Source organism: Massilia sp. MP_M2, assembly GCF_039123635.1.
Classification (GTDB): domain Bacteria; phylum Pseudomonadota; class Gammaproteobacteria; order Burkholderiales; family Burkholderiaceae_D; genus Telluria.
This window is the reverse complement of the sequence record NZ_JBCHJF010000002.1, coordinates 140,909-165,956: the sequence shown is the minus strand read 5'-3', so window position 1 is coordinate 165,956 and position 25,048 is coordinate 140,909. Positions and strand designations below refer to the sequence as shown.

Here is a 25,048-nt window from a genome sequence, read left to right as displayed (position 1 = left end):
CTTACAGCCAGGGCAGCGGCGCGGCCGCTTCCTGCGGCAGCTTCCAGATTGGATCGTACTCGATCTTGGCGAAATACAGGCCGTCGGGCATGAAGGTCGGCGCGGCCACGTCGCGCGAACGGCTTTCGAGAACCTCGTGCATCCAGTCCGGCTCTTGCCGTCCCAGCCCGACATACACGAGCGAGCCGACGATATTGCGCACCATGTGATGCAGGAAGGCGCTGGCGCGCAGCGTAAACACGATGATGTCGCCGTGGCGCTCGATGCGCACTTCGTGCATGTCCTTGACCGGGGTCTTCGCCTGGCAGCTCGAGGCGCGAAACGCAGAAAAGTCGTGCGTGCCGATCAGATGGCGCGCGGCGTCGATCATGCGCTCGACATCGAGCGGCCGGAACATCCAGCCGGCGCGGTTCGACAACAGCGCCGACGGCGTCGGATGGTTGTACAGCACGTAGTGATAGGTGCGCGAGCGGGCCGAAAAACGGGCGTGGAATTCCAGCCCGTCCTCGCCCAGCGGCACCTCTTTCGCCCAGCGCACGACAATCGAATCGGGCAGGAAGGTATTCACGCCGCGCACCCATGCCTGCGTCGGTCGCACCAGATCGGTATCGAAATGGACCACCTGCTCGATCGCGTGCACGCCGGTATCGGTGCGGCCGGCACAGGTGGTGGCCAGCGGCGTGCAGGCGAACTTCTCGAGCGCCATTTCAAGACGGTCCTGGACCGTATTGCGTTCCGGCTGTTTCTGGTAGCCGTTCCAACCGGTGCCGATGTACTGGACACCCAGAACAATACGCGTCACGCCAGCAGCTCTCGCATCGCGCTGGCACGGCCAACCTGCTCGGTGCTGCCGCCCTTGATGACTTCATCGAGCAGTTCGCGTGCGCCTTCCTTGTCGCCGATTTCCTGGTAGGCCACGGCCAGATCGAGCTTGGTTTCCATTTCCATGTGCTCAGGCGAGAGCGGCGCCGGGGACGCCTCATTCACCACCTCACCCGCCACGTCAGTGTCGAAGGCCGCTGGCGTCGGCGCATCGGACAGCGGCGGGGCTGACAATTCTTCGGGCGCAGGCACGGGCGCCGGGGTGTCCGGCAGGTCGAACATGTCGAACGGATCGTCCTGGCGCGCCGCGAAGTCTTTCGGTTCGGCGCCGCTCGATGCACGCGTCTCGGCCGGTACGCCGAAGTCCATCGCGTCCAGATCGAACAGCGGATCTTCGGACAGATTCGTGTTCGACGAGCCGCGCACGGCAGGCAGCGGATCGTTCACGGGCGCCGGCGTCGCCGGCGTGACCGGTGCGCCGAAGTCCATCGAATCGAGATCGAACAGCGGATCGCTTGGCGTCGCAGTGGCCAGCGCCGGTTGCGCCGGGCTGCCCGGCAGCGACGGCAAACCGTCGAAATCCTTGGCCATACCGGCCATGTCGACCGGGGTAGCTTGGATTTGCGGCTGCGGCGTCAGATCGAGCGAGAAGTCGTCGCGCAGATCAGCCGGGGCGGTCGGGGTGGCCGGGGTGGCTGCAGCGGCTTGCGCGGCAGGCGGCGCATCGAAGTCCATGTCGAATTCGAGATCGTTGACGTCGGTCGACAGCGTCGACTCGGGCTTGCCTGCCGCTGCCGGTACCGGTGCCAGCATGTCGAAGTCGAGGTCCGGCACGGCCGTGGCGTCGGGGTCGGGCCGGCTTGCCGGCGCTGGGGCCGCGCTCTCGGCATCGGTAACCGGCTCGAACGTCAGCCCGCCAAGATCGAAGTCGAGCGTGTTGTCGTCGGTGCGTGGCGCAACCACCGGTTCGGCTTGCGGCGCCGCGGTGTAATCCGCATCGTCCTTCGACAGCGATATCGCAGAAGCACCAGCGACAGCGCCGGCAGCCACCGCGCCGGCAAGCGCACCCGCGCTGGTGCCAGTGCTGGAACCAGCAACGGCTGCCGGCTCGTCAGCGCGAAGCGCGTCCTGGTACTGCTGCGACAAGATGGCCTGCTGGCCGCGTTCCTGCGCCGACGGCGCTTGCGCCAGGGCCGGCGCGGCGTTCGCGTACAGCGGGTTTTGCGGGTCGATGCCCAGGCCCAGCGCCGCAGCGTGCGCCCATTCGTCGCCCTGGCCCTGCGTGAGTGCATGCAGCTCGCGCGCCTGCATTTCAAAGGCGCGGGCATCCTTGCGCGTCGCGTAGATCTCAAGCAGTTTCAGTCGCACGGGATGACGGTCCGGATGCATGCGCAGTGCCTCCTTCAGGATTTCCTCGGCCTGGGCGTCGCGACCGTAGGCGATATAGACGTCGGCTTCGGCAACCGGATCGACTTCATTCGTATCGAGCTGGCTGGCCGATGGCGCAAAGCTCGAGTTGAAGACGCTGTTGTTGGTATCGACGCTCTGGCCACCGCTTTCGGCGAACAGCGACTGGGCGCTGGTGCCCGGCCCGCCCAGCACTGACGGTTCGGTCGGCGTTGGCGCCACCGGCGCCGCGTTGCGCTTGCGGCGCTGCGCGATGCCAAACAGGACCAGCAGCAGCACCAAGAGCGCTGCGGCGATGTACAGCATATTGTCCAGCAGTGTGTCGACCAGGCCTTTTTCTGGCTCCGGCGCCGGCACCGGCTTTTTCAGGCGTGGATGCGCGACCGGTTTGGCTGGCGTCGCCACGACGGGCGCCGCTGCGGCCTGCTCGGCTTCCGCGCCCGCACGGCTCGGCACCGTCATCAGGTTTTCAAGTTCGCCGACGTTCTTTTCGAGCTCTTTGACGCGGGCCTCGGCCTGTTCGAGTTCGCGCTGCTTGGCCAGCGTGTCTTCGACGCTGGCGGTGCCGGTCTCCGGCGTGCCGGCAGCGCCTGCCGTGGCCTTCGACAGGCGCAGCTTGTCCTGCGCTTCGTTGGCGGCGGTCGGTTGTTCTTCCACGCGCGCGGTCACGCGCCCGGTTGCACTCTGGCCGCCCTGCGGCGCGCTGCTCGGGGTGCTGGCCGCGACCTGGCCGGCGAGTTTGTTGCGGTAGGCGTCAAAATCGGCTGCATGCGCCACGACCACGCCGCGCGCTTCGCTCTGGCTCGCGCCGCCACGCAGTGCGTCGCTATCGGGCACACTCAGGATCTGGCCCGACTTCAGGCGGTTCATGTTGTTGCCGATAAAGGCCTCGGGATTGGCGCGGTACAGCGCCACGAGCATCATGTCGAGCGAAATTTCGGCCGGCTTCACGCGGGTGGCGATGCCACTGAGCGTATCGCCGCGACGCACGCGGTAGGTGCTTTCGGCAGCCGCCGCATCGCGCTGCGCCGCCTGGCGCGCGGCGCCCTCGCGTGCGGCGGCAATGCGGGCGCGCTCGGCTGCGTCAAACGCCGGTGCAGCAGCAGGCGCTGCAGCCGCAGGCTGCGCTGCCGCGCGCGGCGCCGGGCTGCTGGCCACTTGCGCCGGCTGCGTCGTGCGCAGTTCGGCCGGATCGAGCAGGAACGTGTACTCGCGCACCAGGCGACCGTTATTCCAGGTCAGCTCGAGCAGCATGTCGACGAACGGTTCGTTCAGCGGCTGGCTGGAGTTCACGCGGATGATCTGGCGGCCACCGCGCTGCTCGACGGCGAAGCGCAGCGACAGCAGCGCCGGATTGAAGTCGATGTTCGCGCTGCGGAATGCCTCGGGCGTGGCCAGCTTGACGGCCATGCTGGCCGGGTCTTCGCCGGCGCTGGTCGTCAGTTCGATCTCGGCGCGCAGTGGCTGGCCAAGTGCCGACAACACGGTCAATTTTCCAAGCCCGGCCGCGCTGGCGGCGGAAGTGACGAACACTGCACTGGCGATCGCCGCAGTGAGGGTTTTCAACGCAGGTGCCATGAGCTGAGATTGTTCCGAAAAATGCATAGTGAGCAGCGAGTTAGTTGGCCGAGGGAAAGACGGTTTCCCGGAGTCTCAACATAACATCATGCTCTAGGGCACGCAAGCGATGCGCACGTTTACAGCAGGGGAAACGGGGGGTTTTGTGGCCTGTGAGACATGCCTTCACGGGGTTCGATAACCACCAGACATGTCAGTTGCAGTTAGTGCAACCGGCGATGACGAACTGGAAATATTGGGCCGACCGCGAGGCAGCCGGCCCGGTGTGCGTACGCTTTAACGTTCCAGCACGATGCGCAGCATGCGACGCAGCGGCTCGGCCGCGCCCCACAGCAGCTGGTCGCCGACGGTGAACGCCGACAGGTAATCGTCACCCATCGACATCTTGCGCAGACGGCCAACCGGGATGGTCAACCCGCCGGTGACGGCGGCCGGCGACAGGTCGCGCATCGACGCTTCGCGGTTGTTCGGCACGACCTTCGTCCACTGGTTGTGCGAGGCGATGATGTCGCTGATCTCGTCCAGCGGGACATCGCGGGTCAGCTTGATCGTCAGTGCCTGCGAGTGGCAGCGCATCGCGCCGATGCGCACGCACAGGCCATCGACCGGAATCGGTGTGGTGTCGAAGCCCGCGCCGCGGCCCAGGATCTTGTTGGTCTCGGCGCCGGCCTTCCACTCTTCTTTCGACTGGCCGTTGCCCAGGTCCTTGTCGATCCACGGGATCAGGTTGCCGGCCAGTGGCACACCGAACTGCTTGGTTTCGTCGCTTGAGAGACCATGCTGGGTGGCCAGCACGGTGCGGTCGATTTCAAGAATGGCCGATGCCGGGTTGTCCAGCAGCGGCTTGATCGCGCTGTTGATCGTGCCGAACTGCGTGAGCAGTTCGCGCATGTGCTGCGCGCCGCCGCCCGATGCTGCCTGGTAGGTCATGGACGTCATCCACTCGACCAGGCCTGCTTCGAACAGGCCGCCCAGGCCGATCAGCATGCACGAGACGGTGCAGTTGCCGCCAATGTAGTTCTTCACGCCGCGCGAGAGTGCCGCATCGATCACGGCGCGGTTGACCGGGTCGAGCACGATGACCGCGTCGTCGTTCATGCGCAGCGTGGATGCGGCGTCGATCCAGTAGCCGTTCCAGCCGGCCGCGCGCAGTTGCGGGAACACCTCGCTCGTGTAGTCGCCGCCCTGGCAGGAAATGATGATCTCGCATTTGGAGAGTTCGGCGATGTCGCTCGCGCTCTTCAGGGTGGTTTCATTCTTCGCCATCGCCGGCGCGGCGCCGCCCGGATTCGACGTCGTGAAGAACACGGGCTCGATGTGGTCGAAATCGCCCTCTTCCTGCATGCGCTGCATCAGGACCGAGCCAACCATGCCGCGCCAACCTACCAGACCAACTAATTTCATCGTCTTCTTTCAGTGTGATTACAGTGTTATCCGAGCGCCGCGACGACCGCGTTGCCCATCTCTTCGGTGCCCACGCGGGTGGACCCTGCTTCGTGAATGTCCGGCGTGCGCAGCCCCTGGGCCAGCACGCGCTTGACGGCGTTGTCGATGCGGTCGGCTTGCGCCGTCAGGCCAAAGGTAAAGCGCAGCATCATCGCGGCCGACAGGATCGTGGCCAGCGGATTGGCCACGCCCTGCCCCGCGATGTCCGGCGCCGAACCGTGCGACGGCTCGTACAGGCCCTTGTTGTTCGCGTCGAGCGAAGCCGATGGCAGCATGCCGATCGAACCGGTCAGCATCGCCGCGGCGTCCGACAGGATATCGCCGAACATGTTGCCGGTGACGAGCACATCGAACTTTTTCGGCGCCCGCACCAGTTGCATGGCGGCGTTGTCGACGTACATGTGGTCGAGCTCGACGCCGGCGTATTCCTTGTGCACGTCAGTGACGATATCGCGCCAGAACTGGCCCGTCTCGAGCACGTTGGCCTTGTCGACACTGGTCACGCGCTTGTCGCGTTTCAGCGCGGCCTGGAACGCAACGTGGGCGATGCGGCGGATCTCGCCTTCGGCGTAGCGCATCGTGTCGAAGCCTTCGCGCTGCCCTTTGAACGGGCCGTCCGGGCATTCGCGCACGCCGCGCGGCTTGCCAAAATAGATGTCGCCGGTCAGCTCGCGGATGATCAGGATGTCCAGGCCCGACACCACCTCGGGCTTGAGGGTAGAGGCACCGGCCAGTTCCGGGTACAGGATCGCCGGGCGCAGGTTGGCGAACAGGCCCAGTTCGCGGCGCAGGCCAAGAATCGCCTGCTCGGGACGCAGCGCGCGTTCGAGCACATCGTACCGGTAGTCGCCCACGGCGCCGAACAGCACCGCGTCGGCATCTTTCGCCAGCTTGAGCGTGCTGTCGGGTAGCGGGTGACCGTGCGCGGCGTAGCCAGCGCCGCCCACTTCTGCGGTCTCCATCTCGAACTGCTCACCAAGCGCGTTCAGTACCTTCACCGCCTGGGCGGTGATCTCCGGGCCGATGCCGTCACCCGGCAGGATCGCAATCTTCATGCTCGTCTTTCTTGTCTTGGTTTCTTGTCTTGGTTTCTTGTCTTGGCGCCGCGATCAGATCGCGTTGGCCAGCCACGGCTGGGCCGCGAGATGGCGTTGTTCGAAGGCGCGGATGTCGGCCGCATGGCGCAGCGTCAGGCCGATGTCGTCCAGGCCACCCAGCAGGCAGTACTTGCGGAAGTCGTCGATGGCAAAGCCGAACGACAGGCTGCCGTCATGCGTGCCGATGCGCTGCTGTTCGAGGTCGATCGTCAGCTGGAAGCCCGGCTGGCGTTCGACCGCCTGGAACAGTGCTTCGATTTCGTCTTCGGTCAATGCGATCGGCAAGAGGCCAATCTTGAAGCAGTTGTTGAAGAAGATGTCGGCAAAGCTCGGCGCGACGACGGCGCGAAAACCGAACTGCTGCAGCGCCCACGGCGCGTGCTCGCGCGACGAACCGCAGCCGAAGTTCTTGCGCGTCAGCAGGATCGAGGCGCCCGCAAATTGCGGCTGGTTCAGCACGAAATCGGGATTGAGCGGGCGCGCACTGTTGTCCTGACCCGGTTCGCCATGATCCAGGTAACGCCATTCGTCGAACAGGTTCGGGCCGAAGCCGGTGCGCCGGATCGATTTGAGGAACTGTTTCGGGATGATGGCGTCGGTATCGACGTTGGCGCGGTCGAGCGGCGCCACCAGGCCTTCGTGTACGGTGAACTTTTCCATCTTATTGGCCCATCTTATTTGCCGCCGGCGCCGGTCACGACCTGGCCGACCTTCGAGACATCGCGGCCGATGCCCGAAATGGTGTTGCAGCCGGCCAGCAGGATGGCGACGAGGGAGAGTGCGAGAGCTTTTTTCATGATGTCCTGAACGAGAAAATGATCGTAAAAATGATCGCAATACGCCTTAACGCATCAGAGCGCGCGTACGTCGACAAAGTGCCCCGCGATACCTGCGGCAGCGGCCATTGCCGGCGACACCAGATGCGTACGTCCACCCTGACCCTGGCGGCCTTCGAAGTTGCGGTTCGACGTCGACGCGCAGCGCTCGCCCGGCTCCAGGCGGTCGGCGTTCATCGCCAGGCACATCGAGCAGCCCGGCTCGCGCCATTCGAAGCCGGCGGCCAGGAAGATCTGGTCGAGGCCTTCGCGCTCGGCCTGTTCTTTCACGAGGCCCGAACCCGGCACGACCATCGCCAGCTTGACGTTCGGCGCGCGCTGGCGGCCTCGCACGACATCGGCGGCGGCGCGCAGGTCTTCGATGCGCGAGTTGGTGCACGAACCGATGAACACCTTGTCGATCGTTACTTCGTCGATCGGCGTGCCCGCCGTCAGGTCCATGTAGACCAGCGCTTTTTCGATGGCGCCGCGGCGCACCGGGTCGTGTTCGTCGAGCGGGTCCGGCACGCGGCCGTCGATCGCAATCACCATCTCGGGTGACGTGCCCCAAGTGACCTGCGGCTGGATGTCGTGTGCATCGAGTTCGACGACCGTATCGAACACGGCGCCGTCGTCGCTGTGCAGCGTGCGCCAGTAGGCCACGGCCTGATCCCACTGATCGGCCGTGGGCGAAAGCGGCCGGTCCTTGACGTAGGCGATCGTGGTGTCGTCAACCGCCACCATGCCGGCGCGCGCGCCCGCTTCGATCGCCATATTACAGACCGTCATGCGGCCTTCCATCGACAGCGCGCGGATCGCGGAGCCGCCAAATTCGATCGCATAACCGGTGCCGCCCGCGGTGCCGATGTGGCCGATCACGGCCAGCACGATGTCCTTGGCCGTCACACCCGGGCGCAGGTCGCCCTCGACCCTGACCAGCATGGCCCTGGATTTCTTGGCCAGCAGCGTTTGCGTGGCCAGCACGTGCTCGACTTCCGAGGTGCCAATGCCATGCGCCAGGCAACCGAAGGCGCCGTGGGTAGAGGTATGCGAGTCGCCGCAGACGACCGTCATGCCGGGCAGCGTGGCACCCTGCTCGGGCCCGATCACGTGCACGATGCCCTGGCGCAGGTCGTTCATGTTGAAGTACGTGAGACCGAACGCTTTGGCATTGGCGTCGAGCGTTTCGACCTGAAGGCGCGACGTGGGGTCGGCGATCCCTTGCGCGCGGTCGGTGGTCGGCACATTGTGGTCGGCCACGGCCAGCGTGCTCGAAGTACGCCATAGCCCGCGGCCAGCGTCGCGCAGGCCATCGAAGGCTTGCGGGCTGGTCACTTCGTGTACCAGGTGCCGGTCGATATACAGGACGGTGGTGCCATCGGCGTCGGCACGCACGACATGGGAATCCCAGAGTTTGTCGTAGAGCGTTTTTTGCATGGTCAGTCCATTGATGCGGTGTATGGGCGCACAGGGGATGCGCGCGGTCGCCGGGACAGGGTGCCCGGCAGCCGGATTTTCGATTATGCCATAGTTGTGCTGTGCCGCACCATGGTGGGGCGGCGCATGTTTATGCCAAGGACCTTAACATGTGGCAAATTAAGTTTGCAAGGGCTTTGCTACGCACAAATAAAAAAAGCCCGGATCAATGACCCGGGCCTTTCCCTGCGCTTTTGCCGATGAGCGGAGTTTGCGCTGCTTTATGCCGCCAGGCGCACGCTGCTGCGGCAGCCATCCATCAGGAACGACAGGCCCACGACCAGCACCAGCTCACCCTCGGCCGAACGCGCCGTGCCGGTGATGCCTTCGACCGACAGTGCGGTCATCGGCTTGATCACCAGGTCGGCCGTGCCATCGACCGCTTCCATCGCGAGGATGTACGGTTGCGGTGCATTGATGACGATGCCGACCTTCTCGGAACCGGCCTCGTAGCCCAGCGCCAGCGCCAGCGAGCGCACCGGCAGCGGACGGCCCTGGTCTTTCAGCACCGGGAAGCCGCCGACACAGGCGAATTCGTCCGGCAGCTCGACGACGCGCTCGACGACGGCCATCGGCAGCGCCAGTTGCGCGCCCGAGGTCGACACCAGCATCGTCGGCACGATCGACAGTTCGATCGGCAGGCGGATCGCAAAGCGCGTGCCCTTGCCCATCTGCGATTCGATGCGGATGGCGCCGCGGTTCTTCTCCACCGCGGTCTTGACCACGTCCATGCCCACGCCGCGGCCCGAGACCGAGGAGGCGACTTCCTTGGTCGAGAAGCCCGGCAGGAACACCAGCTGGTAAGCGTCTTCGTCGCTCTGCGCGCCGTTTTCGCCGATCAGGCCCTTGTCCATGGCGATCTTGCGCAGGCGGGACGGGTCCATGCCCTTGCCGTCGTCCTGCAGCACGATCATGACGCTGTTGGCTTCCTGCCAGGCTTTCAGCAGGATGAAGGCCTTGGCCGGCTTGCCGTTGGCGACGCGGTCGGCTGGCGACTCGACACCGTGGTCCAGGGCGTTGCGCAGCATGTGCACCAGCGGATCGTACAGGCTGTCCACGACCACGCGATCGACTTCGGTCTCGGCGCCTTCGATGGTCAGTTCGACGTCCTTGCCCAGGTCTTTCGCCAGCTCGCGCACCAGGCGCGGGAATTTCTGGAACAGGCGGCCCACCGGCTGCATGCGGGTTGCCAGCGTGGCGCGCTGCAGTTCGGCCGAATAGCGCGACGCGCGTTCCAGCGTTTCGGCCAGCGTGGCGATCAAGGTCGCAGCCTGGCCTTCAAACTTGAATTGCTGCAGGCGTTCGAGCAGCACGGCAGCCTGGTTCGCGGCCTGGACCGATTCACCGGCCACTTCGAGCAGGGCGTCGAGCTTGACCGCGTCGATGCGGATGCTTTCATCTTTGACCGGCGCGTTGGCGACCGGCTTGGTGTCGTTGCGGCGTTCGGTGCCGTCCCAGCCCTTGCCGCCCGGTACGGGGGTCGCCGTGGTGGCGACTGCCGTTGACGGGCTGGCGGCTGCGGGTGCGGCTTGCGCAGCCGCTGGGGCGGAGGTAGCAACTGCGGTGGTAACGGCGGCAGCAGCAACGGCAGGTGCGCCGACGAGGGCATTGGCGGCGGGGACGACGGTGTTGTACATGCCAACCCAGTCCAGGCCATCTTCGCCGACGACCGGTGCGACCACGACGGGCGCTTCAACGGGTGCTTGCACCACCGGCGCGGCAACTGGCACCGGCGCGCTGTTGCCCTTGCCTTCGATCGCGTCCATCAGGATGCGTTCGAGGTCGGCCGGCATCTGCGCCAGGCCTTCCGGCGGTGTGCCGTTGTTCAGGTCACCCAGCTGATCGGCCACGAAGCCCGATGCCTGCAGCGCCGCTTCGATCGCGATCGGCGTGACCGGCGCAGCGCCGGTGCGCAGCGCATCGAACAGGTTTTCGGTCAGGTGGCAGGCCGCCACGAGTGCAGGCAGGCCCATGAAGCCGGCCCCGCCCTTGATCGTGTGGAACGATCGGAACACCGCGTTCAGGGTTTCCTTGTTGTCGGGATCGCGTTCGAGGCGCAGCAGGTGCTCTTCGACGTTGACCGCCAGATCCATCGCCTCGACGACGAAATCCTTCAGCATATCGTCCATTAGAATCCCAGATCGGCAAGAAGATCGTCAACGTTGTCCTGGTTCAGTGCCGCCTGCGGCACTGACGGCCCTTGCATCAGCGGCTCCGGTACTGCCTGCTTCTGCGCCAGCTTTTCCTTGATGTCAGGTGGCGCGTTGTCGCGCAGCAGCTGGGCCAGCTCGCCCTCGACGGCCTGCGTGATCTTGACCACTTTCTTGATCAGCTGGCCGGTGATGTCCTGGAAGTCCTGGGCCATCATGATTTCGAGCAGGCGCGCTTTTTCGGCTTCGGTGGCTGCCGTCACGCTGGTGGCGAACTGGCGCGAATCGCCGGCCAGCGCCTTGAATTCGTCCAGGCTCAGCTTGCCGTCAAACAGGTCGGCCCAGCGCAATTCCATGTCTTTGGATTGCTTCGACAGCGCGTCCTGGGCTGGCATGCCTTCGTCGAGCGTGTTCAGGACCTTGTTGGCAGCCTGTTCGGTCAGCGTGGCGACGTACTCGAGGCGATCCTGGGCATCGACGATCTGCGACGAGGCTTCATTGAGCGCCTTGTCGTAGCCCAGTTCGCGCAGCGAATCGTGCAGCAGGCGCACGATGCCGCCGAGGCGTTCGAACATGCCGCCGTGTTCATTGCCATCGTCGCCGGCGGCCGGGGCCGTGGCGGTGGTTGCCGCTGCAGCGGGCGCGACGGGCGGGGCGGCAGCGGGGGCTGCGGGTGCAGCGGACACGGCGGTGGCCGACGCCTGGTCGAACAGCGAGTCGAGATCGTCCTCGTCGTTGCTGGCTGCAGCTGCCGGGGCAGGCGCAGGGGAAGTGGCAGGACTTGGCGAAGCGCTGGTGCGCTGCGCCGCCACTTCATCGAATAGTGCGTCGAAATCGTCAGCGGCGTTGGTCATAATCCCTGCTTCTCCATAATATAAATTCGCAATCAGCTCTGCAATACTGGGGGGTGCTGCGTCCACCGGGCCGGTCGTTTCCGGGCCCACCGATGGGACTAGTGTTGCCTGCGAGTGTATCAGCGTGGTTGCCCCAGGTAAATCTAAGAGAAGGCGATGCAACAAAATGGACTCAAAAACTTAGTTGCGAGACAATTAAAACGTGCAATTCCTGATCGTTTTTATATGCTCGGTGTTGTATTTTGTGATCGCGCTGTTGTTTTCCGTGAGAAAGTGTCGCATCCGGACGGTCACATGACGTTTGAGCGAACTCAACACTTTGCGTTTTCAACACTGACCATTCGGCATACGGTTGTCAGAATGGAGAGGCCCTGAGGAGAATCATCATGTACCGCAAAATTCTGATTACAACCGACGGATCCGCCGTCTCTCAGCACACCGCCTGCGCCGGCGTCAAGTTTGCCCAGCAACTGGGCGCCGAAGTACTGGCCCTGTTTGTCGCGCCCGAATACCAATACCCGGTGTACGTCGAGATCATACCGCCCTCGTACCCCAGCGAAGAAGAATATGCAGCCCAGATGCGCCGGATGGGCGAGGAATACATGGGCAAGATCATGCGCTCCTGCGCTAGCGCCAATCTCGCGCACCGGTGCCTGACGGCGTTTTCCGATACCGCGGCGCTCAAGATCGTCGACGTTGCCGAGCAAGAAGGCTGCGACCTGATCTTCATGGGTTCGCACGGCCGCAGCGGCTGGAATCAGCTGTTGCTGGGCAGTGTCACCAACAAGGTGCTGTCGCACACTGCCAAGCCGGTGCTGGTGCACCGGCTGATCGCCGAACCCGCAGTCTGAACGAGACAAAACCGTCTGCACTTCGCACAAAGCGAGGTAGGGCAACCCGCAGTGTTGATAGCAGGACTTACTCCAAGAAACCGTGTTTAATAGAACAACGGTTTGCGGGGTAGGAAACCTCTTAATGTGTGAGGAATCGACATGATCAGAATTGTCATCGCGGACGATCACACGATCATGCGCGAAGGTCTGAAACGTATCCTGGAGGGCGCCGAAGAAGTTGACATCGTCGGCGAAGCAACCAACGGGTTCGAGGTGCTGGCCCTGGTGCGCCAGGGCGGCTTCGATCTGTTGCTGCTCGACCTGTCCATGCCCGGGCGCAGCGGTGTCGACCTGATCCGCCAAGTGCGCAGCGAGGCGCCCAAACTGGCCATTCTCATCCTGACGATGCACGAGGAAGAACAGTACGCCGTGCGCGCGATCCGGGCTGGCGCCCAGGGCTATCTCACGAAGGAAAGCGCGGGCACGCAGTTGGTGGGCGCTATCCGCAAAGTGGCTTCCGGGCGCCCGTACATCAGTACCGAAGTAGCAGAGCAATTGGCCCTGAACATCATGGCCCCAAGCGAGCAATTGCTCCACAAGCAGTTATCTGACCGCGAATTTGAGGTATTTTCCCATCTCGTGGGTGGGAAATCGATTACCGAGATCGCCAACGGCCTGCATCTCTCCGTGAAAACAGTGAGCACCCACAAAACCCGCATCATGCAGAAGATGGGGATGAGTTCGCTCTCGGAAATGGTGCAGTACGCCGTGGCGCACCGCCTGCTCTCGCCGATGAAAGCATGAGAACAGCGGGTTCGTGACCTTACGCCGACCCCGCTATCCGATGTTGCGCAACAACTGCCGCCACGAACGAGTTTGTTCAAGAACAAGGTTCTGACCTTCCTGTTTCACCCCTCCGCCATTCGGGCAACACCGCTTGCCAGTAGGAATATTCCTACAATCCTACCATCTGTCCTACCTACATATTCAGGCAACGCTGATAGTCGTGCCGGGCTCGTGTTGGCATACTGAATTGGTCGCTTTGACTTGCTCGCGATCCAAGTCACGGCGTCAGCCGCTTGCAATCAATGGCATCGCAGATGTGCGTCACCATCGGCAGTGCCGCCGGGGTCGCCTCAAACCCTGAGTTTCTTACCGGAGAAGAGCATGCAGTCTCAGCCACCGTCAGAACCACGCAACGCCACCCAGCCGACCCTGCATTCCCCGATGGAGGCCGGTCGCCAGCGCCAGGGCCGACTCTGGTCCAACCTCAAGGAAGTCTGCGACCTGCTGCGTATCCAGGCCAGTGTCTCGGTAAGTTCCGAAGAATTGTTGTTCCAGCACGTTCAGTTCAAGACCGGTCAGCGCGTCCACACGATCGGCCAGGCCTTCGACACCCTGTACATCGTCAACTCGGGCTTTCTCAAGACCGTGCTGATCGACGAATTCGGCAACGAGCAGGTGCTCAGCTTCCCGATGAAGGGCGACATGCTCGGCGTCGATGGCATCCACACGCGCCACTATGCGTCCGAGGCGGTGGCGCTGTCCGACTGCGACCTGATCCTGCTGCCCTTCAAGAAACTGACGGCGCTGGGCCGCGTGCACAACGAGCTCGAGAACATGATGTACGGCGTGATGAGCCGCGAGCTGGTGCGTGAACAAACGATGATCGGCATGCTCGGCGCCCTGTCGGCCGAGGCGCGCGTGGCACGCTTTCTCGTCGCGCTGGCCGACCGCTTTGCCGCGATGGGCTACTCGAGCAAGCTGTTCAACCTGCGCATGACCCGCCACGAGATCGGCAGCTACCTCGGCCTCACGCTGGAAACCGTCAGCCGTACGCTGTCGGCCTTCAACGAGATCGGCATGATCACGGTCGACCAGCGCACCATCGGCATCAAGGATGCCGAATCGCTCAAGACGCTGCGCCGCCTGCCGCCATCGCGTTCGCGCACGAAGGCAAGCGCCAAGCAAAAGGCCGAACTCGATCAATCGGGCGACGACCAGGTGCTGGCCACGGCCTGACACCAGTCCGGTATACAAGCAACGCCCGCCAGTGATGGCGGGCGTTGTCGTTGGTACATGCTGTGTGGATTACTCTTGCTTGTCGAGCGTCAGCACGCCGTCATTGACCCGCACGCGGTCACCGCTGCGGTAGCCGGGATTGTTGGCAAACTCCAGCACCTGCGTGGTGTCGGTCGTATTCATGCGCACCGTCACGCGAACGTACTGGCGCGCGGTGGCGTCGCTGGCCAGTGGCCGTGGATTGGGCAAGGCGCCCTGCACGGTCTCCACTTTCTCGATGATGCCGCAGCTGGTGCAGTAACGGGCCACGCGCGGACGTTCCGTCGCGCGCGGGGCCGGCGGTGGCGCGGCGCCGGGGGCCGCGGCGGCGATGCGGGGATCCTTCGTGGTCAGCTGGCGTGCGTCGTCGGCGGGCTGCGCCACGTCGCCCCGCACGAGCGATTCACGCAGCACGCTCGTGGCAACCTCACTGCCCATGCGCAGCTCGGCGCTCACGCGGCTGTCGGCCTTCAGGCGGTCACGCGTGCCGATCACATACGAACCCGTGTACTGGCCGGGTTCGACTTCGGTCAGGTGCAGCGAGCGGTTCGCGCCATCGAGATTGAGCGTGGCGTTTCCGCCCGGCGTGCCGTACAAATCGAACTGCAGGCGCACGCCCTGGTCGAGTCGCGCGACTTCTTCGACATTGAAACCGTCGATGGCCGGGGTCGCGGTGCGGCTTTGCGGCGCAGGCTGCGCAATGGCGCTACCGCTGGCGGTCAACAGTACCGTGGCTGGCGCCATGGCGGCGGCGAAGGTACACATCATGAGGCGTAGTTTCATTGGCGTTCTCCTGGCATCAGCGGGGTCAATGTCCGACCTTACACCTGTGCTGGCTGCGGGTCGGTACGCTGACGTACGAAGCTGCTAGCCGACGCCGTGCACCATGTCGCCCGAGGTCACGTAGATCCGGTCGCCCGGCCCCGGCTTGACCGCGTGGCCCCCCGTGAAGGCGCCGAACGACGGCAACAGAAGGCCTTGCGTACCCACGACAAAGCACGGCAGGCGCAGCGCATCGAAGCGCGTGGCCAGCACGTACACCGGATGCACGTGGCCGGCCAAGCCATAGCCCGGCGCATCGACGCCCGGATGGTGGCAGAACGCAAACGGTCCGATCGCATGCGGCTCGTCGACCAGCTCGATGCCCAGCGCCTCGGCCGGATCACCCGCGTGCAGGTCATGATTGCCGCGCACGAGCGTCAAGGCCAGCTCGGGGTGGCGCCCACGCCAGGCCAGCATCGCCAGCTGGGTCGAACTGGCATGGGCCGCCCGCGCATGCAGGAAGTCGCCAAGAAACGCGACGTGGCGCGCGTCGTGCTGCGCGACCAAGGCGTCCAGGCCGGCCAGGTTTTCCGATGTCGTCCCGCGCGGCACCGGCACGCCCAGCGAACGAAACGCCGCGGCTTTGCCGAAGTGGATGTCGGCAACGATCAGCATGCGCTGGGCAGGCCAGTACACGGCCTTCTCGGGCAGCAGCAACAGCGTCTCGCCCGCCACCTGGATGGTTGCATCGGTCATGCCGCCGCCTTCTCGAGTTCACGCACCATGCGCGCGACCCGGTCGCTCAGTTTCTCGGTGCTGACCTTTTCGCGGAAGCGCTCGACCATCAGCGCGAACCCGAACGGCGTCGCGCGCTTGACCTCGCGATACGCCACGCGGCGCGCATGCAGCTCGAGCAGCGTGTCGCGCAGGCGCGTCAGTTCCAGCTCCTGCTCCATCACTTCGCGCTCGGCCTGCGTGAGCAGCAGATTGCCCGTGTCGTGCTTGCGAAACACCTCGAAGAACAGCGACGACGACGCCTGCAACTGCCGGTTCGATTTTGGCTGGCCCGGATAGCCCTGGAACACGAGCCCGGCGATGCGCGCGACTTCGCGAAAGCGCTGCTGCGACAACTGCGTCGCGTTCAGGCTGTCGATCACGTCTTCGAGCAGGCGCTCGGTAGCAAACAGCGCCACGCCAGCCCCGGTGGACGTGTCGAATATGCGGGCCCAGTCCACCGGCTCGGGCGACATCAGCTCGAAGCCATAGTCGTTGATCGCAATCGAGAACGTGATCGGCTGCACCCGCCCGACCCGAAACGCCATCAGCGAGGCCAGCCCCATGTGCACCGAACGCCCGGCGAACGGGTACACGAACAGGTGATACCCTTCGCGGCTCTTCATCGATTCGAGCACCAGCGTTTCACTGGTGGGGAGCGCCGACCAGCGCTGCTGGATCTCGATCAGCGGGGCCAGCGCGCGCATTTCGGGGCCGTCGAACACGCCCCCGTCGGCCAGCCGCAGTTCTTCCAGCGCGGCGTGTGCCAGCTCGTTTGACATCGGCATCTTGGCGCCCTGCCAGCGCGCGATCGCGCCGCGCGTGCCGGTGGCGCGCCGCACGAACGCTGTCAGTTCGTGCACGCGCACGAATTCGAGGATGCGCCCGCCGAACAGGAAACGGTCACCGGGCTTCAGGCGCGAGATGAACGATTCTTCGACGCTGCCGATGCGCCCGCCCGACATGTACTTCACCTGGATCGTGGCATCCGACATGATGGTGCCGATGCCCATCCGGTGCCGGCGGCCGATCGCGGCATCGGGCACGCGGTAGACGCCCTCTGCGTCGGGCAGCACGCGCCGGTATTCGGGATACACGGTCAGGCTCTGGCCGCCGCGCGCGACAAAGTCGAGCGCCCATTGCCATTCGTCCTGCGTCAGATCCCGGTACGACCAGGCCTGGCGCACTTCGTCGTACAGTTCTTGGGAGCGAAAGCCACCACCCAGCGCCACCGTCACGATGTGCTGGACCAGCACGTCGAACGGCTTGTTGGGCACATAGCGCCCTTCGATGCGGCGCGCCGCCACCGCCTTGCGCGCACCGGCTGCCTCGAGCAATTCGAGGCTGTTGGTCGGCACCAGCGTCACGCGCGAAACGCGCCCCGGTGCATGGCCACTGCGGCCGGCACGTTGCAGCAGGCGCGCCACGCCCTTGGCGCTGCCGATCTGCAGCACACGCTCGACCGGCAAAAAGTCCACCCCCAGGTCCAGGCTCGCGGTGCAGATGACCGCCTTGAGGATGCCACTTTTCAGGCCAAGTTCTACCCACTCGCGCACGTCGCGATCGAGCGAGCCATGGTGCAGCGCGATGACGCCGGCCCAATCGGGCCGCGCCTCGAGGATGTTCTGGTACCAGATCTCGGACTGTGACCGGGTGTTGGTAAACACGAGCGTGGCCTCGTGTTTGTCGATCTCGTCGATCACGGGCTGCAGCATCTGCAGGCCCAGGTGCCCGCCCCACGGAAAGCGCGACACGTTTTCGGGTATCAGGCAATCGACGACGATTTTCTTGCGCGTGTCGCCCTCGACCAGCACGCCCGCGTCCGAGCCAAGCAGCACCTGGCGCGCCAGCTCGAGGTTGCCCATCGTCGCCGATACGCCCCAGACCAGGAGCGCGGGCCGCCAGCGCCGCAGCCGCGCCAGTGCCAGTTGCACCTGCACGCCGCGCTTGCTGCCCATCAGCTCGTGCCACTCGTCGACGATGATCATGTCCAGGTTGCGGAACTGCTCGAGCGCCGCCGCGTTGCTGATCATGAGCGTCAGGCTTTCGGGCGTCGTCACCAGGGTGGCCGGCATGCTGCGCGTCTGGCGCGCGCGCTCGCTGGCTTTCGTGTCGCCGGTGCGCGCGCCGATGCGCCACTCGGGCATCAGCTCGGCGGCGGATTCTTCGAGCGCGCGCTGCGTGTCTGCTGCGAGCGCCCGCATCGGCGTGATCCACAGGACGCGCAGGCCCGCCTTGTTGCGGCCCGACGCAAGCCCTGCGCGCTGCAGCGCCGCGAACCAGACGGCGAACGTCTTGCCGGCGCCAGTATTCGCATGCAAAAGGCCCGATTCGCCCTTGAGCGCCGCCTTCCAGACATTGCGCTGGAACGGGAACACCGTCCAGCCACGCCCGGCAAACCACGCGTCGACCCGGTCCTTGACCTCGTTGCGACTCATGCCGTGGCCGCCTCCAGCAAACCCTTGAGCGTATCGAGCGTATCGGCTTCGTCGACCGGCTTGTCAAGCCGCCGGCGCAGGATGCGGGGAAAGCGCACCGCAATGCCGGCCTTGTGGCGGGGCGAGAGCGCAATGCCCTCGAAGCCGATCTCGAACACCAGCGTCGGTTTCACCGAACGCACCGGGCCGAATTTCTCGATCGTCGTGCGCCGGATGACGTTATCGACCTGCGTGATTTCGGCATCGGTCAGGCCCGAATACGCTTTCGCGAACGGCACCAGCTTGCGTTCGTCGCCGGCCCCGTCCCATACGGCGAACGTGTAGTCGGTGTAGAGCGACGCGCGCCGCCCGCTGCCCGGTTGCGCATACAGCAGCACCGCGTCGATGGCATACGGATCGATTTTCCACTTCCACCAGATGCCGACATCCTTCGTGCGCCCGACACCATATTGCGCCGTGCGCGCCTTGAGCATCATGCCCTCGACACTGCGCGCGCGCGAGCCGGCGCGCAGTGCGGCCAGCGCTTCCCAGCTGTCGGCCTCAACCACGGGTGACAGGCGCAACTGGCGCTGATCGAGCTTGGCCACTTCGACTTCGAGCAGCGCGCGCCGCTCGTGCTGCGGCAAGGCGCGCAGATCGACGCCGTCCAGTTCGAGCAGGTCGTAGCAGCACAGCACAGCGGGCAATTCGGCCAGCAGCTTGCTGGAGATGGTCTTGCGGCCAATGCGTTTTTGCAGGTCGGCGAACGGCGACGGCATCGCTGCATCGGGCTGCCAGATCAGCACTTCACCATCGAGCACCATGCCGTCCGGCAGGCGCGCCGCGGCCAGCTCGGGAAACCGCTCGGTGATCAGATCCTCGCCGCGCGACCACAGGAAACTCTGGCCGTCACGGCGCACGAGTTGCGCGCGGATGCCGTCGTACTTCCATTCGACGATCCAGTCAAACGGTTCGCCCAGCGTTGCCGGTTCAGCCGCCAGTTGATGCGACAGGAAGAATGGATAGGGCTGCCCGCCGCGCAGCTTGTGTTCTTCGGCCGACTGCTCGGCGATCAGTTGCAGGAAACCTGCGGCGGTCGGTTTCACGCGCCCGTCGGTCCACCCCATCAGGCGCTGGGCAACGAGTTTGCTGTCCACCGCCGCGATGGCAGCGAGCGCGCGCGTGACGAGCAGGCGCGAGACGCCCACGCGAAACCCGCCGCCAATCAGCTTGACGAGCAGGAAGCGTTCGCGCCAGTCGAGTTCGTTCCAGTAGCCAAACAGCGCCTCACGGATGCGGCCGGGGTCGGCGCCGCGCAACGGGCCGATGCGCTCTTCCATCCATTCGGCCAGGCCAATGTCGGAGCGTGCGGTCGGTGGCGGCAGGATGTGTGCGATGGTTTCGGCGAAGTCGCCCACGGCCGCGTACGACTCGTCGAACAACCACCCGTCGAGCGCCGCGTACTCGATGGCGAACTGGCGCAGCAGTTTGGTCGGCACCGCCTGGCGCGGCTTGCCGCCGGCCAGGAAGTACACGGCCCACGCGGCGTTCTCGGGCGCGGCATTGGCGAAGTATGCCTGGAGCGCGTCGAGCTTGCGGGTGGTCGACGTGGTTTCGTCGAGGTCGGCGTACAGGCGGGCGAATTCACGCATCAGCCGCTCCTGCCGCACTGTCGGGCGCAGCCGATTCTTTCGGGGCGCCATCGGATGCGGCCTCGCCCGCCTCCTCGTCGCCGTACTCGGTTTCGAAGCCGGACGCGTCGAGCCCGTTCTGGTTCAGCCAGCGCACGAGCGTGGGGATCGAGCCGTGCGTGACGATCACGCGCTCGGCCTCCGTCGCCTTGATGGCGCTCATCAGGCCCGGCCAGTCGGCATGATCGGACAGCACGAAGCCGCGATCGACGCCGCGCCGGCGCCGGGCGCCGCGCAGCAGCATCCAGCCGCTGGCGAAGGCATCGCTGTAGTCCCCAAAGCGCTTCATCCAGGTGGAGCCGCTGGCAGACGGCGGCGCGATCACCATCGCGCGCCGCAGCAGCGCCTTGTCGACGTCGGTGACCAGCACGGTCGGTGGAATCTCGATACCCTCGGCCCGGTAGGCGCGGTTGAGCGGCTCGACCGAGCCGTGGCAGACGATCGTGCCGATGCTCGCGTCCAGCCCTGCCAGTATGCGCTGCGCCTTGCCGAATGAATACGCGAACACCACGCTGCAACGGCCCTCGTCGGCATTCTTGCGCCACCAGGCGTTGATCTCGGCCATCAGCTCGGCCTCGGGTTGCCAGCGGTAGATCGGCAGGCCAAAGGTGGATTCAGTGATGAAGGTGTCGCAGCGCACCGGTTCGAACGGCGCGCAGGTTTTATCCGGTTCGACCTTGTAGTCGCCCGAGGCGACCCAGACTTCGCCGCCGGATTCCATGCGCACCTGCGCGGAGCCCAGCACGTGACCGGCCGGATGCAGCGAGATCTTCACGCCGTTGTGCGTGACCGTCTGGCCGTAGTCCATCGCGTCAACGGTGATGTCGCCCAGGCGCGACTTGAGCACGCCGATACCGGGCGCGGCGGCCAGGTAGTGGCCATGACCGACGCGTGCATGGTCGCCATGCGCGTGCGTGATCACGGCGCGCGGCACCGGGCGCCATGGATCGATATAAAAATCACCCGGTACGCAGTACAAGCCCTCCTTGCGGACAACGACCATGTCTCCCATGCCCATCCTTACGCCGGCTCGAGGAAGTCGGCCATGAAGGTCCGGCTTTCTCCATCGGCAAAATCAAGCGTGATCTGGTCGCCGGCAATGGCAGATACTACACCCTCGCCGTACTTGGCCGAACAGGCACGCGCGCCGACGACGAACCTGGGCGCTGGTGCTTCAGCCACCGGCTCGTGGTCGAACGCGTTGTCACCGATCTCGAAACCGTCCGTCAGCGACAGCGCCGGCGGATTGAGGCAATTGTCGCACTTGCAGCAGTGTTCGAAACCCGCCACCTTGTCGTCAAAATAGTCGAGGATCAGCTTCCAGCGGCAAAAACCGCTGACGGCGTACCCGACCATCTGTTCGAGCGCGTGCTTGTCGTGTTCCTGTTTCTGGGTGTAAACGGCAGCCAGCTTGTCGAAGATGCCGGGCTTCGGTTCGGCGCTGGCGGCGATATAGTCGAGCTTGCGGTTCTGGCGAATGAGCTTGGCATCCTTGAGCAGCTTGATGCAGACCTTGATGCTCGACTCGGCCAGGGCTTCCAACGCTTCTTCGAGGCGCGCCGGGGTCACGGGACCGGTGTCGCCCAGCCCGCGCACCGCGCCGTGCACCAGTTGCAGCTCCTGCGCGCATGGGTAGTGCTTCATCAGGAAAAACTGCTGCAGGCGTTTGTCGTCCTGCAGGTACAGCAGCGTGCAGGTGGCGTCCACCCCATCGCGCCCGGCGCGGCCGGACTCCTGATAATACGATTCGAGGTTGGGCGGAATCTGCAGGTGGATCACGAAGCGGGTATCGCACTTGTCGATACCCATACCGAATGCATTGGTCGCGACCATGACGCGGCGCTCGCCATCCATGAACAGGTCCTGGTTCAACTTGCGCTCGGCCGCAGGCAGTTTGCCGTGATAGATGGTGACCGATTCACCGGCCTCTTCGAGTACGCCCAGCATCTCCTGGGCCGCCTTGACGGTGGCCGCGTAGACAATGCCGACGCCTTGGGATGCCTGCACCAGGCGCAGCGCAGCCTGGTATTTCTCGGCCACGCTCGTGACCTGCTGGACCGCGTAATGCAGGTTCGGGCGGTACACGCCGGTATTGATGACATTGAGCTTGCGGCCCAGCTGCTTGTTGATGTCGGCAATGACTTCATCGGTCGCAGTCGCCGTCAGTGCCAGCACCGGCGGGCGGCCAATCGCTTCGATCGCCCCGCCCAGGCCGATATAGGCCGGCCGAAAATCATGACCCCACTGCGAGATGCAGTGCGCTTCGTCGATGACGACGATGTCGAGCGTGACCTTTTGCAGCGTTGCAGTGAAGTCGGGCGAGACCATGCGTTCGGGCGTGCAGAACACGATTTCGCAGGTCTCCTGTTCGATGGCCGCGATCGCCGCATGTTCTTCTTCGGCGTTCAGGCAGCTGTTGACCTGCACCGACCGGATGCCCAGTTCCTCGAGTTTTTCGAGCTGGTCTTTCATCAGCGAGATCAACGGCGAAACGACAACCGTGATGCCTTTGAGCATCTTTGCCGGAATCTGGTAGCACAGCGATTTGCCACCACCGGTGGGCATGATTGCCAGCGTGTCCTTGCCGTCAAGGACGCTGTCGATCACGCGTTGCTGGCCGTCGCGCAGCTTGGCGATGCCGAAGATGCCCTCGAGAAGGCGCTGGATGGCGTTGCGGCGCACGGCAATGAGGCCGCGGTGCATCAGGGTGGGGTCGTGTCGTGTCATGGTGATATCGACTGTAGGTTGACCGCCCCGACTCGACTATAGGACGCCACCTACTTCGGGCGTAGGACCGTCACCTTCCAAAAATATTGTCGATTAGATCTCAATTGTGCGACACACATTCGCAAGAAGGTTTAGTCCTACATCACGACGGAGTATTTACCGATGCCCAAGGCCGGATTGGCGACATAAGATGTAATCCACATTCACAGCATTGCCACCACCCAGGAGATTCATCATGCGCCGCCACCCAATGACATGGACTGCCGTCCATCTGGCCCTTGCCGGCGCTGCCACCTGGTTCTTGCTGGAGTCGGGCGCCCTCTCCTCGACCGTGCTGTTCTCGCTCCACTAAATAAAAAAACGCCATCTTCCACTGGGAAGACGGCGTTCATTGTCATTGCGAGCAAGCCTTTCGGCTCGCTCCAAGTGTTTCCTGGGCAGGCCTTTCGGCCCGCCCGTCATCAAGCAGCTTTCTTCTCTTGCTCTTGCTCTTCCTGTTCCACCGGCTGGCGGATCAGGTAATCAAACGCTGCCAGCGATGCTTTCGCACCCTCACCCACTGCAATCACGATCTGCTTGAACGGCACCGTCGTCACGTCGCCGGCGGCAAACACGCCCGGCATCGAGGTATGGCCACGTGCATCGATTTCGATTTCGCCATGCGCCGACAGATCGATCGAACCCTTCAGGAATTCCGAATTCGGAATCAGGCCGATCTGCACGAACACGCCTTCCAGGTCGATCCGGTGAATCGCGCCGGTAGTGCGATCCTTGTAGCTCAGGCCATTGACGATCTTGCCGTCACCGTGGATCTCGGTGGTCTGCGCCGACTTGATCACCTTCACGTTCGGCAGCGACAACAGCTTGCGCTGCAGAACGGCATCGGCGCGCAATTCATTGCCGAACTCGATCAGCGTGACTTCCTTGACGAGGCCGGCTAGGTCGATTGCCGCTTCCACGCCCGAGTTACCGCCACCGATCACCGACACGCGTTTGCCCTTGAACAGCGGACCGTCGCAGTGCGGGCAATAGGCCACGCCGTGGTTCTTGTACTCTTTCTCGCCCGGCACATTGATCTCGCGCCAGCGGGCGCCCGTGGCAATGATCACCGACTTCGATTTCAACACCGCACCGCTCTCGGTGTGCACTTCGATCAAGCCGTTGCCGCCGACGACTTTGCTGGCGCGCTGCGTGTTCATGATGTCGACTTCGTAATCCTTCACATGCTCTTCCAGGGCCACGGCGAACTTCGGCCCATCGGTTGCCTTGAGCGACACGTAGTTTTCGATCGCCAGCGTATCGAGTACCTGGCCGCCGAAACGCTCGGCCAGAACACCGGTACGGATGCCCTTGCGGGCAGCGTAGATTGCTGCAGCCGCGCCGGCAGGACCGCCGCCGACGATCAGCACGTCAAACGCTTCTTTCTCGCTCAGTGCCGCGGCTTTTTTCGCGCCGCCGTTCACGTCGATTTTTGACAGAATCTCTTCGATGGTGGTGCGGCCCTGGCCGAAATGCTGGCCATTCAGGAACATCATCGGCACGGCCAGGATCTGCTTGCTTTCAACTTCCTGCTTGAAGACACCGCCATCGATCGTCACGACCTTGATGCGCGGGTTAATTACCGACATCGTGTTCAGTGCCTGCACGACTTCCGGGCAGTTGTGGCACGACAGCGAGATGTAGGTTTCAAAAACATGGTCACCATCCAGGGCAGCGATCTGGTCGATGACCGCCTGCTCCAGCTTGATGGTGTGGCCGCCCACGTGCAGCAGTGCCAGCACGAGGGAGGTGAATTCATGGCCCAGCGGGATGCCGGCGAAACGCACGCCGACATCGGTGCCGACGCGGTTGATCGCGAACGACGGGGTGCGCTCATTGGCTTCGTAGCGCACGGTGATCTTGTTGCTCAGCTCTGCGATTTCACGCAGCAGCTCGTCCATTTCGCGCGCTTTCGGCGAATCATCCAAGGATGCAACCAGCTCGATCGGCTGCACCACTTTTTCCAGATAGGCTTGCAACTGTTTCTTGAGGGTCGCTTCAAGCATGATGGTTTCCTTAAACTCTTTGAATCAATAAATGGAGGGCGCTAAAAGCACCGGGCCGCCGCAGCGGCCCGGTCAGGGGGCTACCAGACTACC

The 25,048-nt window shown here is 64.2% G+C and carries 19 protein-coding genes; 3 read left to right on the top strand and 16 right to left on the bottom strand.

Annotated elements, in window-relative coordinates; all coding sequences use genetic code 11:
• Position 1 precedes the first annotated feature (1 nt).
• From truA to RCH14_RS05495, 9 genes are all read right to left on the bottom strand, one after another.
• Positions 2–802, bottom strand: coding sequence for a tRNA pseudouridine(38-40) synthase TruA (gene truA / locus RCH14_RS05535; protein WP_343025165.1), 801 nt, complete (start codon positions 800–802; stop codon positions 2–4).
• The gene (locus tag RCH14_RS05530) at positions 799–3,795 is read right to left on the bottom strand and encodes a FimV/HubP family polar landmark protein (protein ID WP_343025164.1); all 2,997 of its coding nucleotides are present in this window, start codon (positions 3,793–3,795) and stop codon (positions 799–801) included. Before RCH14_RS05530 ends, truA begins: the two co-directional genes overlap by 4 nt.
• Before the next feature lie 288 nt (positions 3,796–4,083).
• A complete protein-coding gene (gene asd, locus RCH14_RS05525) occupies positions 4,084–5,211 on the bottom strand; it encodes an aspartate-semialdehyde dehydrogenase (protein WP_343025163.1) in 1,128 nt (375 codons plus the stop codon).
• A 26-nt stretch (positions 5,212–5,237) separates the two neighbouring features.
• Complete coding sequence (gene leuB / locus RCH14_RS05520; RefSeq protein ID WP_343025162.1) at positions 5,238–6,308, bottom strand: 3-isopropylmalate dehydrogenase; 1,071 nt, start codon at positions 6,306–6,308, stop codon at positions 5,238–5,240.
• A gap of 54 nt (positions 6,309–6,362) precedes the next feature.
• Positions 6,363–7,010 (bottom strand): 3-isopropylmalate dehydratase small subunit, encoded by a 648-nt coding sequence (gene leuD, locus RCH14_RS05515; RefSeq protein WP_343025161.1) that lies wholly within the window; start codon positions 7,008–7,010, stop codon positions 6,363–6,365.
• Between the two features lie 14 nt (positions 7,011–7,024).
• A complete protein-coding gene (locus RCH14_RS05510; protein WP_343025160.1) occupies positions 7,025–7,147 on the bottom strand; it encodes a hypothetical protein in 123 nt (40 codons plus the stop codon).
• Positions 7,148–7,201: 54 nt separating this feature from the next.
• On the bottom strand, positions 7,202–8,602 hold the full coding sequence (gene leuC / locus RCH14_RS05505) for a 3-isopropylmalate dehydratase large subunit (protein ID WP_343025159.1): 1,401 nt from the start codon (positions 8,600–8,602) through the stop codon (positions 7,202–7,204).
• A gap of 260 nt (positions 8,603–8,862) precedes the next feature.
• The gene (locus RCH14_RS05500; RefSeq protein ID WP_343025158.1) at positions 8,863–10,770 is read right to left on the bottom strand and encodes a chemotaxis protein CheA; all 1,908 of its coding nucleotides are present in this window, start codon (positions 10,768–10,770) and stop codon (positions 8,863–8,865) included.
• The gene (locus tag RCH14_RS05495) at positions 10,770–11,645 is read right to left on the bottom strand and encodes a protein phosphatase CheZ (RefSeq protein WP_343025157.1); all 876 of its coding nucleotides are present in this window, start codon (positions 11,643–11,645) and stop codon (positions 10,770–10,772) included. The genes RCH14_RS05500 and RCH14_RS05495 overlap by 1 nt, the downstream gene beginning before the upstream one ends.
• Before the next feature lie 386 nt (positions 11,646–12,031).
• Between RCH14_RS05495 and RCH14_RS05490 the strand changes: the two genes are divergently transcribed.
• The 3 genes from RCH14_RS05490 to RCH14_RS05480 all read left to right on the top strand — a co-directional run bounded on the left by RCH14_RS05490 (position 12,032) and on the right by RCH14_RS05480 (position 14,500).
• The gene (locus tag RCH14_RS05490) at positions 12,032–12,496 is read left to right on the top strand and encodes a universal stress protein (RefSeq protein WP_343025156.1); all 465 of its coding nucleotides are present in this window, start codon (positions 12,032–12,034) and stop codon (positions 12,494–12,496) included.
• A 141-nt stretch (positions 12,497–12,637) separates the two neighbouring features.
• Positions 12,638–13,282: a response regulator transcription factor gene (locus RCH14_RS05485; RefSeq protein WP_343025155.1), complete on the top strand. Its 645-nt coding sequence runs from the start codon at positions 12,638–12,640 to the stop codon at positions 13,280–13,282.
• A 423-nt stretch (positions 13,283–13,705) separates the two neighbouring features.
• Positions 13,706–14,500, top strand: a complete 795-nt coding sequence (locus RCH14_RS05480) for a helix-turn-helix domain-containing protein (RefSeq protein ID WP_343025539.1) — start codon at positions 13,706–13,708, stop codon at positions 14,498–14,500.
• 69 nt (positions 14,501–14,569) lie between these two features.
• On the opposite strand, the gene RCH14_RS05475 is transcribed toward RCH14_RS05480, so the two are convergent.
• From RCH14_RS05475 to ahpF, 7 genes are all read right to left on the bottom strand, one after another.
• Positions 14,570–15,322: a hypothetical protein gene (locus RCH14_RS05475; protein ID WP_343025154.1), complete on the bottom strand. Its 753-nt coding sequence runs from the start codon at positions 15,320–15,322 to the stop codon at positions 14,570–14,572.
• Between the two features lie 84 nt (positions 15,323–15,406).
• Positions 15,407–16,057 (bottom strand): ligase-associated DNA damage response endonuclease PdeM, encoded by a 651-nt coding sequence (gene pdeM, locus RCH14_RS05470; RefSeq protein ID WP_343025153.1) that lies wholly within the window; start codon positions 16,055–16,057, stop codon positions 15,407–15,409.
• The gene (locus tag RCH14_RS05465; RefSeq protein ID WP_343025152.1) at positions 16,054–18,513 is read right to left on the bottom strand and encodes a ligase-associated DNA damage response DEXH box helicase; all 2,460 of its coding nucleotides are present in this window, start codon (positions 18,511–18,513) and stop codon (positions 16,054–16,056) included. Before RCH14_RS05465 ends, pdeM begins: the two co-directional genes overlap by 4 nt.
• Positions 18,510–20,144, bottom strand: a complete 1,635-nt coding sequence (locus tag RCH14_RS05460; RefSeq protein WP_343025151.1) for an ATP-dependent DNA ligase — start codon at positions 20,142–20,144, stop codon at positions 18,510–18,512. Before RCH14_RS05460 ends, RCH14_RS05465 begins: the two co-directional genes overlap by 4 nt.
• Positions 20,137–21,195: a ligase-associated DNA damage response exonuclease gene (locus tag RCH14_RS05455; protein WP_343025150.1), complete on the bottom strand. Its 1,059-nt coding sequence runs from the start codon at positions 21,193–21,195 to the stop codon at positions 20,137–20,139. Before RCH14_RS05455 ends, RCH14_RS05460 begins: the two co-directional genes overlap by 8 nt.
• A gap of 8 nt (positions 21,196–21,203) precedes the next feature.
• Positions 21,204–22,910 (bottom strand): ATP-dependent DNA helicase RecQ, encoded by a 1,707-nt coding sequence (locus tag RCH14_RS05450; protein WP_343025149.1) that lies wholly within the window; start codon positions 22,908–22,910, stop codon positions 21,204–21,206.
• A 461-nt stretch (positions 22,911–23,371) separates the two neighbouring features.
• Positions 23,372–24,955, bottom strand: a complete 1,584-nt coding sequence (ahpF, locus tag RCH14_RS05445) for an alkyl hydroperoxide reductase subunit F (protein WP_343025148.1) — start codon at positions 24,953–24,955, stop codon at positions 23,372–23,374.
• Positions 24,956–25,048: the final 93 nt, after the last annotated feature.